At 32.4% G+C, this 9,449-nt stretch carries 10 protein-coding genes; all 10 read right to left on the bottom strand.

What is annotated here, in order from left to right; all coding sequences use genetic code 11:
- Positions 1–138: 138 nt before the first annotated feature.
- The gene (gene nuoF / locus JG780_RS09340) at positions 139–1,752 is read right to left on the bottom strand and encodes an NADH-quinone oxidoreductase subunit NuoF (protein ID WP_287570292.1); all 1,614 of its coding nucleotides are present in this window, start codon (positions 1,750–1,752) and stop codon (positions 139–141) included.
- Positions 1,749–2,237 carry an NADH-quinone oxidoreductase subunit NuoE family protein gene (locus JG780_RS09335; protein WP_114702582.1) on the bottom strand — a complete coding sequence of 163 codons (489 nt, stop codon included), beginning with the start codon at positions 2,235–2,237 and terminating at the stop codon, positions 1,749–1,751. The genes nuoF (JG780_RS09340) and JG780_RS09335 overlap by 4 nt, the downstream gene beginning before the upstream one ends.
- Positions 2,238–2,265: 28 nt before the next feature.
- Entirely contained in the window at positions 2,266–4,074 is a 1,809-nt protein-coding gene (gene nuoF / locus JG780_RS09330) for an NADH-quinone oxidoreductase subunit NuoF (protein WP_004102233.1), read from the bottom strand.
- A 66-nt stretch (positions 4,075–4,140) separates the two neighbouring features.
- Positions 4,141–4,425 (bottom strand): (2Fe-2S) ferredoxin domain-containing protein, encoded by a 285-nt coding sequence (locus JG780_RS09325; protein WP_004102235.1) that lies wholly within the window; start codon positions 4,423–4,425, stop codon positions 4,141–4,143.
- A gap of 13 nt (positions 4,426–4,438) precedes the next feature.
- Positions 4,439–4,813, bottom strand: a complete 375-nt coding sequence (locus JG780_RS09320) for a (2Fe-2S) ferredoxin domain-containing protein (RefSeq protein WP_004102237.1) — start codon at positions 4,811–4,813, stop codon at positions 4,439–4,441.
- Positions 4,814–4,815: 2 nt separating this feature from the next.
- Positions 4,816–5,307 (bottom strand): NADH-quinone oxidoreductase subunit NuoE family protein, encoded by a 492-nt coding sequence (locus JG780_RS09315; protein ID WP_012580275.1) that lies wholly within the window; start codon positions 5,305–5,307, stop codon positions 4,816–4,818.
- Between the two features lie 169 nt (positions 5,308–5,476).
- Positions 5,477–6,382: a glutamate formimidoyltransferase gene (ftcD, locus tag JG780_RS09310; RefSeq protein ID WP_004102241.1), complete on the bottom strand. Its 906-nt coding sequence runs from the start codon at positions 6,380–6,382 to the stop codon at positions 5,477–5,479.
- On the bottom strand, positions 6,379–7,146 hold the full coding sequence (locus JG780_RS09305) for an inositol monophosphatase family protein (RefSeq protein WP_004102244.1): 768 nt from the start codon (positions 7,144–7,146) through the stop codon (positions 6,379–6,381). Before JG780_RS09305 ends, ftcD begins: the two co-directional genes overlap by 4 nt.
- Entirely contained in the window at positions 7,139–8,755 is a 1,617-nt protein-coding gene (locus tag JG780_RS09300) for a penicillin-binding transpeptidase domain-containing protein (protein ID WP_287570287.1), read from the bottom strand. Before JG780_RS09300 ends, JG780_RS09305 begins: the two co-directional genes overlap by 8 nt.
- A partial coding sequence (locus JG780_RS09295) for a glutamate--tRNA ligase family protein (RefSeq protein WP_287570285.1) occupies positions 8,745–9,449 on the bottom strand: 705 nt, incomplete at its 5' end. The genes JG780_RS09300 and JG780_RS09295, both read right to left, overlap by 11 nt.

The raw sequence follows: 9,449 nt of genomic DNA, 5'->3' as shown, positions 1-9,449 counted from the left end.
TTGCCCTTTCTTTGCCAATGAAAAACACCCCCTAGATAGTTATATTTTATCACTTCCGGGGGTGTTTTTTATTTCGTTCCTTTTCTTGGGTTCAGTCCATAAAGTGGGCGTTTTGTTTTTATTAACATTAATTTTATTTTAGATAGTTAATTTTCTTGATTTTTTCTTTTCAACTTTTTTACATAGGTTTGCTGGACAGACATTATCAATTATGTGCATTTCAAATTCTTCTTTAAAGTTATCTATTAATGAAAGTAATGGTACTGGGAAGCTTTGACCCAATCCACACAAAGCCGCTTCTTTTGCTACATTTGATATTTCAATCAAGTGTTCTAGATCATCCATAGTTGCTTCAAATTTTGACATTTTTTCAAGAATTTCTACAGCAATTTTTGTTCCTTCTCTACAAGGTGTACATTTTCCGCATGATTCATGTCTGAAAAATTCCATTACATTTTTAGCAATATCAACAACACAATGTGAATCATTAACACCTAGTATGACTCCTGAACCAAGGCTTACACCGTATTTTGCGAATGAATCATAATCAAGTGGAACATCTAATTTACTTTCATCTATGAAGGTTCCGGCAATTCCACCAGTTTGAACCATTTTAAGTTTTCCACCAGAAATTCCACCAGCATATATTAAAAGTTCCTTTACAGTTACACCCATCGGTAGTTCGACAATTCCTCTATTATTTAAATTACCTGCAAAACAGAACACCTTAGTACCAGGTGAATTTTCTGTTCCAATTTGCTTGAACCATTCAGCACCATTAAGAATTATTTGTGGTACATTGGCAAGAGTTTCTACATTATTAATAACCGTTGGTTTTCCAAATAACCCCTTTTGAGGTGGAAATGGTGGTTTTAACCTAGGTCTTCCAGCATGTCCTTCAATTGATTCAAGCAATGCAGTTTCTTCTCCGCAAATGTATGCCCCTGCACCTAGACGTATTGAAAGATCAAAATTAAAACCACTATTGAGTATGTTTTCACCTAAAAATCCATATTCATATGCATCGTTTATAGCTTTTTTAATATTTTCAATGGAGCCATAGTATTCTCCTCTAATGTAAATATAACCTTTTGTTGCACCAACAGCATAGCCGGCAATTATCATGGCTTCAATAACACTATGAGGGTCACCTTCCATTATTAATCTATCTTTATACGTTCCTGGTTCACCCTCATCGGCATTACAAACAATGTACTTTTGATCTGCATCAGTTTTGTATGCAAATTCCCACTTTAATCCGGTTGGAAAACCTGCTCCTCCCCTTCCTCTAAGTCCACTTTCTTTAATTTCATTGATTATTTCCTCAGGTTTCATTGATAACGCCTTTGTGAGTGCAAAATACCCATCATTTGCAATATATTCATCAATGTTTTTTGGATCAATTTTTCCAATATTTCTAGTGACTATCTTATATTCTTTTGTAATACTTTCCTTTTTAGATATTAGTTCATTTGGTGATATTTCAAGATCAAGAACTTTTCTACCTTTTAATATGTGTTCTTCAAATACTTTCTTTACATCGGATACTGAAGTAACGCTGTAATAAACATTATCTGGCATGATTGCAACTGTAACTCCAGAATAATTTCCCATGGTTCCAGTTTCTAAAACTTCGACCAAATTAGATAGATTAAATTCTTCAATTAGATTTTTAAAAGCTTTAACAAATTCTTTTGCTCCTAACAAAATACTATTACTGTCAACCGATACAAGAATTGTTATTGGCTTCATAAAGATTCACCCCCTTTGAGATTGTTAATAATTTCTCTGACTTTTTGGGGGGTGAGATCACCATAGTATTCATTGTTAATCATAATAACTGGGGAAACACCGCACAGTCCCAAACACCCAGATTCTTCTAGTGTAAAAAGACCATCACTCGTTGTTTGATTAAAATCAATTTTTAATTCTTCTTTTAGTGTGTTTATAATTTCTCTTCCATTTGCAACATGACAAGGTAGACTTGTACATACTCTTATTACATATTTTCCTCTTTTTTTGGTTGAAAACATTGAATAAAAGGTTAATACCTCATATATTTTTGAAGTGGGTATTTTTAATTCTTCACTGACTACTTCAGCAGCATATTCTGGTATATAATTATTTTCAACCTTTTCTTGAATTTTATGCAAAATATATATCAAAATATCTTGTTCTTCCAAACGTTCATTTTTGGCTTCGTGAACAATTTTTTTAATTTCTTCCTTTGCGAGCATAAAGCGCGACCCCCTTTATCCCAAGATTTTATTGTACAGCAGGAGTTACTTTACTAATTGCTCCAAATCTACATACTTCAATACAGCTTCCACATTTTACACAAGCATCTTGATCAATTTCGTGAACTTTTTTGACTTCTCCGTTGATAGCATTTACTGGACATACTCTAGCACATGCTGTACAACCAACACATTTTTCAGGATTAATGACATAGCTAATTAAATCTTTACACTTCTTTGCCGGACAAGTTTTGTCTCTAACATGTGCAAGATATTCATCTCTATAATACCTAAGAGTTGATAGAACTGGGTTTGGTGCAGTTTGGCCAAGACCACAGAGTGATGAATCTTTAATTACATTGGCAAGATTTTCCAATATTTCTATGTCTTCTTCCGTTCCTTCGCCTTTTGTTATTTTGTCCAAGATTTCATACATTTTCTTTGTTCCTTCTCTACATGGGGTACATTTTCCACATGATTCATCAACAGTAAACTCGAGGAAAAACTTTGCGACGTCAACCATACAATCATCTTCATCAAGAACAATCATACCGCCTGAACCAACTATTGCACCAAGTTGTTGTAGTGATTCGTAATCTACTGGAGTATCAAAATATTCTTCAGGTATAACACCACCGCTTGGCCCACCAGTTTGAACTGCTTTAATTTTTTTACCAGTTGGTGATCCACCACCAATTTCATATATTAATTCTCTTAAAGTGATCCCCATTGGAACCTCAACAAGCCCAGTATTTTTAACTTTACCTGCTAATGCAAAAACTTTAGTTCCTGGAGATTTTTCAGTTCCCCATTGTCTAAACCATTGAGGGCCATGATATATAATTGGTGGAACACAAGCAAGTGTTTCAACGTTGTTTATATTACTTGGTTTTCCCCAAAGTCCTTTTTGTGCTGGGAATGGTGGTTTAACTCTTGGCTGACCTCTTTTTCCTTCAATTGAATGCATTAATGCTGTTTCTTCACCACAAACAAAAGCACCAGCACCAATTCTAATTTCAATATCAAATGAGAAATCTGTTCCAAGGATATTTTCACCTAGAAAGCCATATTCTCTAGCTTGATTTAATGCAACTGTAAGTCTTTCAATTGCAATTGGATATTCAGCTCTAACGTAAACAAATCCCTTTGTAGCACCAATTGCATATGCAGCGATTGTCATTGCTTCAATTATTGAATGAGGATCTCCTTCAAGGATTGACCTATCCATGAATGCACCAGGGTCACCTTCATCAGCATTACAGATCATATATTTTTCATCACCTGGTGATTTTCTTGCAAATTCCCATTTTAGTCCTGTTGGAAATCCAGCTCCACCTCTACCTCTAAGACCACTTTCTTTTACAACTTCAATTACTTGTTCTGGTGTCATTTCTTTTAATGCTTTGTGAAGTGCAAAGTAACCATCACGTGCTATGTATTCATCAATGCTTAAAGGATCAATAATACCGACGTTTCGAGTAGCAACTTTAACCTGTCTTGAAAAGAATGGAATCTCTTTTTGTGGCTGTGGAACTATTTTTCCCTTATCACCTTTGTATAAATATTCTTCTACTACTCTTCCTTTAAGTAGGTGTTCTTCAACAATTTTTTCAGCTGCTTCAGGTGTTAATTTTTGATAGTAAACACCTTCTGGATGAATTACCATAATTGGGCCTAAACTACATGCACCCATACAACCAGTTTCAACAATGTTTATTGTATCTTGAAGATTGTATTCTTTTATTTTTCTTTCGAGAACATCTTTTACACTTTCTTCACCAGCGGAAATACAAGCACCACCAGCACAAATAAGTATTGTATTGGTAGTTAAAGGCATTTTTTTCAGACCTCCTTATTTTTTACTTATATGACTCCAAGTCCTTACTATTACTATGTCAAAAAATTATCTTTTTAATAAATACTCTTCTACAATTTTTCCGTTAATAAGGTGTTCCTTGACGATTTTTTCAACTGCTTCAGGAGTAAGTTCTTTATAAATAATTTTGTCAGGGAGAATTGAGATTACTGGTTTAAAATTACATGCATCCATACAACCAGATTCTTCAATAGTAACTTTTTCTTGAAGGTTGTATTGTTTGATTTTTTCTTCAAGCACTTTTTTAATCATTTTTCCATTAGTTGAACAACAACCATCTGTGCAAACCAAGATTTTTTTATTTTGAGACATTTTATCCCTCCAATTACTCTCCTCTTTTCACTATTAATTCTCCAACCTGCTCTCCTGCTACAATATGTGATTTAATAATTCTCTTTGCATTTTCTGGAGTAACGTGTCCATATATTACTGGAATTTCACCATCAAGTTCAACTTTTATTGTTGGTTCAACTTCACAAAGTCCCATACAACCAGATTGAACAACTGATATGTCGTCTATATTTAGCTCACTTAATGTTTCGACAATTGCTTTTAAAGTATCTTTAGCACCGGCAGCAATTCCACAAGTTCCCATTGCAACTATTATTCTTCCTCTTTTTCCTTCTTCACGCATTTTTACATTTTTTAATGTATTTTCTTTGATTTTCATAAGTTCTTCTAAACTTTTTATTTTACCCATTATTACCCCTCCCCTTTGTACTTTTTAATTATCCCTGGAACCATATCAGGTGTAACTTTTCCATAGAAATCTTTTTCCCCAACAAGTACAACAGGTGCCATACTACATGCACCAAGGCATCTAACGCCATGAACTGAAAATTTACCGTCTTTTGTAACTTCTGATTCTTCAACGCCAAGTTCATTTAAGAACCTTTCCATGACTCTGTCTGCACCCTTAACGTAACAGGCTGTTCCAAGACAAATCTTTATTTGGTTTTTTCCCTTTGGTTTTGTGGAAAAGAAATTATAGAATGTTACAACACCGTAGACTACTGAAGAAGGAATGTTGAGTTTTTTAGCAACATGGTCTTGAACTTCTTGGGGAAGCCAGCCGAAAAGTTCCTGAGCTTTGTGGAGAACATTAATTAAAATACCTTTTTTTCCTTTTAGTTCTTCAATATAAGCATCTAGCTCTTTGTAGAGCTCGACATGTTTTTCACAAACCGCCAACATGGCCACCTCCTATTTTATAATACCATCCCAACATTATTATATCACTAAAAGTAAAAAATTTCACTTTTAAAATGTTATATTTAGAATAACAATTTTTTAATTATTTGCTATTTTTTCATATTTATTGAACATATTAAAAATCCCCCGTTAAATTCGGGGGATTTTGGGCTTATTCAAAAAATGTATTTAAAATTTTGTTTTCTATGACTCTTTCTTCGTCAAAATCGTCAAGTTGGAGATACCATTTCATTGTCTCAATAGCAGCTTTTAAAGGTATCATACCAATTATTTCGGAATTTAAAACTGGTACTCCATATCTTTGTGCTTCTCTCTTTATTGTTTCAAACACTCTAAATATTGGGGATTTTTTGTAATTTGTAAGATTCATAGAAACTTGCACAATACCTTTTTCTTTTAATTCAATTCCTATAGCCTTTACATATCTAAATCCACCACTTATATGTCTCACTGCTTTTGCAATTTTGTCAGCAATTTTTATATCGTTTGTACCAAGGTTTACATTAAAGGCGATCAAGTATTCTCTTGCACCGACTGCTACAACACCGGCTGATGGATGAACTTGATCTGGCCCAAAATCAGGTTTCCATTTTGGATCCTTTATTTTTTCGAAAAATCCTTCAAATTCTCCTTTTCTTATTTTTGCGAGGTTTTCTCTATCAGGTGAAGATGCAGATTTTTCATATAAATAAACTGGAATGTTCAATTCTTTTCCTATTCTTTCACCTACTCTTTTAGAAATTTCTATACATTCTTCCATGGTTGTATTCATTACTGGAATAAAAGGTATAACATCAGTTGCCCCCATTCTTGGATGTTCTCCACTATGACTTCTTAAATCAATAAGTTCAGTTGCCTTTTTTACCATATCAAAAATTGCAGTTTCAATTTCTTCAGGTTCTCCTACGAGGGTTACAACAGATCTGTTGTGATCAAAGTCCATTGACCAATCTAAGATCTTTACTCTTTCGTACTTTTGAGCTTCTTCGATTATTTGCCTTACAACTTCTTCTCTTCTTCCTTCACTAAAATTTGGAACAGATTCGATTAATTTCATAGATCCCCCTCCTGTTTTTTAATTAATTCTAAAATTTCGTCAGATATGCTTGGATTTGAAAAGATATAACTATCTTTAGAAAATAATTTTGGTGTATTTCCATTGAAGTTAATTATTTTTCCACCAGCTTCTTTGACAATTATATAAGCAGCTGCTATATCCCATGAATTTGCTCTTTTTGCAACAAAAAAATCAAATTTATTTGCAGCAACATAACAAGCAGATAAAGCTGCACTTCCTATTATTCTTATTCTTTGAACCTTGTTTTCGACATTTGAAATAAATTTACCGGTAAAGTTTTTGTGAAATCCTGTACTTCCAATACTTTCTTTTAAAGTTATATTTTTTGTAATTTTTAGTCTTGAGTGATTTAAAAATGAACCTTCATCTTTTATTCCAACAAATAGCTCTTCAGTAAATGGATTAAAAACTACTCCAAAAATTGGCTTTTCATTTTCAAAATATGCTATGGATACACCAAAATTTGGTAGACCGTGTATGTAATTTATAGTTCCATCTATTGGATCTATTATCCAAAGGTTCTTACTTTTTTCATAAAGGTTTCCTTCTTCTGCTATAAACCCATCTTCTGGAAAAAACTTTTTTATTTTTGAAACTATCATATTCTGAGCATTCTTATCATAGTCAGTAACAAGGTCTTGAAAATTTTCTTTTTCATATACATTATCTACATTTCCCCAGTATTGAAGTATATAATATCCAGCACTTTTAGCTATATTAATAGCCAAATCAAGCTTATTCATTACTTTCAACTCCTTTTAATAAATAATCAAAGACTTTTCTTGCAAAAGGTGCAGCCATTTCGGAACCACTTCCTCCATTTTCAAACATGACGACTACAGAGTATGTTGGATCCTCTATTGGACCAAATCCTGCAAACCATGAATGTGCTTTTTTGCTTTTGCTAACTTCTGCGGTCCCTGTTTTACCAGCAATTTTGTATGGCGCATCTTTAAAGCTTAAATATGCAGTTCCACGGTTTTTCAAGCTTCCATCGTTGTAAGTGGTAACTTCAAGAAGTCCTTCTATGATTGTATTCCATATTTTATCGGGTAAAGATACTTCATTAGTATATTCTACTTTTTCTGATTTTAATAAATGTGGTCTTGGAGTTTTACCATGATTTGCAATTGTTGTATAGAAATTTAAAATTTCCAAAGGTGTTAAAAGTATATAACCCTGACCAATACCTGTTAATATTGTATCTCCAGGATACCATATAGTTTTAAACTGCTTTTCTTTCCATTCTCTGGAGGGGAATATTCCAGATTTTTCTTCAATGTCAATTTTTGTTAAATCAGAAATTTTAAAGATATCCGCTACACTTTTAATTTTATCAATTCCTATCTCTAATGCAATTGTATAAAAATATACATTACAGGAGACTCTGAGAGCTTTGATTAGATCTGTTTCCCCATGACCGCTTAAAAGCCAATCATTGAAGATTGCAATAGTTTTTCCAGAACTTGATTTGTATTCATATCTTCCAGTACAATTTAAAGTAGCCGGAGTACTTTCTGATAAAAGATAGGCAATTGCAATTAGTGGTTTTATTGCAGAACCTGGGGAATAGAGCCCCATTGTAGCTCTGTTTAAGAGAGGATTTGATGGGTCGTTTACTATCTTTTGCCAGGTGAATTTGTCAATATCGTAAAAATTTTCTTCTAAGTTTGGGTATGAAACTAAAGCTAAAATTTCACCATTTTTAACATTTTCTACTATTACAGCTCCTGGATTGTTAATTTTTTTCATTTCGTCATAAATGTATTTTTGTAAATTAATATCTAAAGTTAAAGTGATATCTTCCCCATTTTCCGGTTCAGTTTGAATTATTCTTTGTTTTACCTTTCCTGAAGGGCTTGAGAAAATTAATTCACTACCGATCTTTCCCTGTAGTAGGCTGTCATATGTTTTCTCAATTCCAGAACTTCCAATTCCTTGTGAGTTAACGTATCCTACAATGTGGAAGGCTTCAGGTACATAGAATCTTTTTTCCTCGTAATGTATATACAACCCAAGTTTTTCAAGCTCATATATTTGATAATTGTCTAGATAAGCTTTTCCAGAACTTATTAGATCAAGTATCTGCTTATCGGTTAAATAAGGTTTTAAAGATTCTATATCAATATTACTGCTGTATTCTATATATGGAATTTTCTTGCTCCATGCAATTTTAAAACCGTTTCTATCAAAAATAGTTCCACGGTTTCCTTTTGTTAGTATAGTTTTTTGCATTAGTGAATTAATAAATTCTTTATGTTGTGAATGCTCAATAACTTGAATTTTGAAAAGAAAAAATACAAGTATTAGAAAAAAGGATAAAAAGATTGTAAAAACTAATTTATACCTCATATTTCTCCCTTAATTCTAAAGTTTTTTTGAGTCTTTTGAGAGTTTTTTCTTTTCCTAAAACTACAATTGATTCAAATAAACCAGGTGTTACTAGTTTTCCAAGTAGGGCTCCACGAATAGTTTGAAATACTCTTTTGGTTCCTATTTCAAGTTCACTTGAAATATTTCTTAGTGTTTCCTCTACATTTTCAATTGTGTAATTTTGCAGTTTTTCAAACCTTTCTAAAGCGTTTTTTAAAATTTTTTCTGCGTTTTCATTTAATAGAAATTTCTTAATGTATGTATCTTCATAGCCATAATCATCAAAAAAGAATGGAAGGGAAATTTCTTTTAGTTGTTCTAATGTATTTACCTTTTCTCTACATATTAAAAGTACTTCTTTAATATAATTTTTGCTGATATGTTCTAAGTAGATATTTTTGTCTTTTAGATAATTTAAGAATTCATTTATTAAAATTTCTATATCAATTTTTCTTAGATGTTGACCGTTAACCCATTCGAGTTTTTTATAATCAAATATTACAGATTTATTTGATATTTTAAAAGGATCAAACTCATTGATTTTTTCATGTACATTGAATATTTCTTCCGAAGTACTCCATCCAAGAATTGCAAGATAATTTAGCAAAGCTTTATTTAAAAATCCATTTTCTTTAAAGAAATCAACAGAAGTACCTCCGTGCCTTTTACTAAG

Source organism: Thermosipho sp. (in: thermotogales), from assembly GCF_020054775.1.
Classification (GTDB): Bacteria; Thermotogota; Thermotogae; order Thermotogales; family Fervidobacteriaceae; genus Thermosipho; species Thermosipho africanus.
Note: the sequence above shows the minus strand (reverse complement) of the source record. Positions and strands in the feature narration are given on the sequence as shown.

Coding starts and splice junctions, on each gene's coding strand:
- nuoF (WP_287570292.1), bottom strand. CDS start 1,752: ATGAAGCCAATAACAATTCTTGTATCGGTTGACAGTAATAGTATTTTG.
- JG780_RS09335 (WP_114702582.1), bottom strand. CDS start 2,237: ATGCTCGCAAAGGAAGAAATTAAAAAAATTGTTCACGAAGCCAAAAAT.
- nuoF (WP_004102233.1), bottom strand. CDS start 4,074: ATGCCTTTAACTACCAATACAATACTTATTTGTGCTGGTGGTGCTTGT.
- JG780_RS09325 (WP_004102235.1), bottom strand. CDS start 4,425: ATGTCTCAAAATAAAAAAATCTTGGTTTGCACAGATGGTTGTTGTTCA.
- JG780_RS09320 (WP_004102237.1), bottom strand. CDS start 4,813: ATGGGTAAAATAAAAAGTTTAGAAGAACTTATGAAAATCAAAGAAAAT.
- JG780_RS09315 (WP_012580275.1), bottom strand. CDS start 5,307: ATGTTGGCGGTTTGTGAAAAACATGTCGAGCTCTACAAAGAGCTAGAT.
- ftcD (WP_004102241.1), bottom strand. CDS start 6,382: ATGAAATTAATCGAATCTGTTCCAAATTTTAGTGAAGGAAGAAGAGAA.
- JG780_RS09305 (WP_004102244.1), bottom strand. CDS start 7,146: ATGAATAAGCTTGATTTGGCTATTAATATAGCTAAAAGTGCTGGATAT.
- JG780_RS09300 (WP_287570287.1), bottom strand. CDS start 8,755: ATGAGGTATAAATTAGTTTTTACAATCTTTTTATCCTTTTTTCTAATA.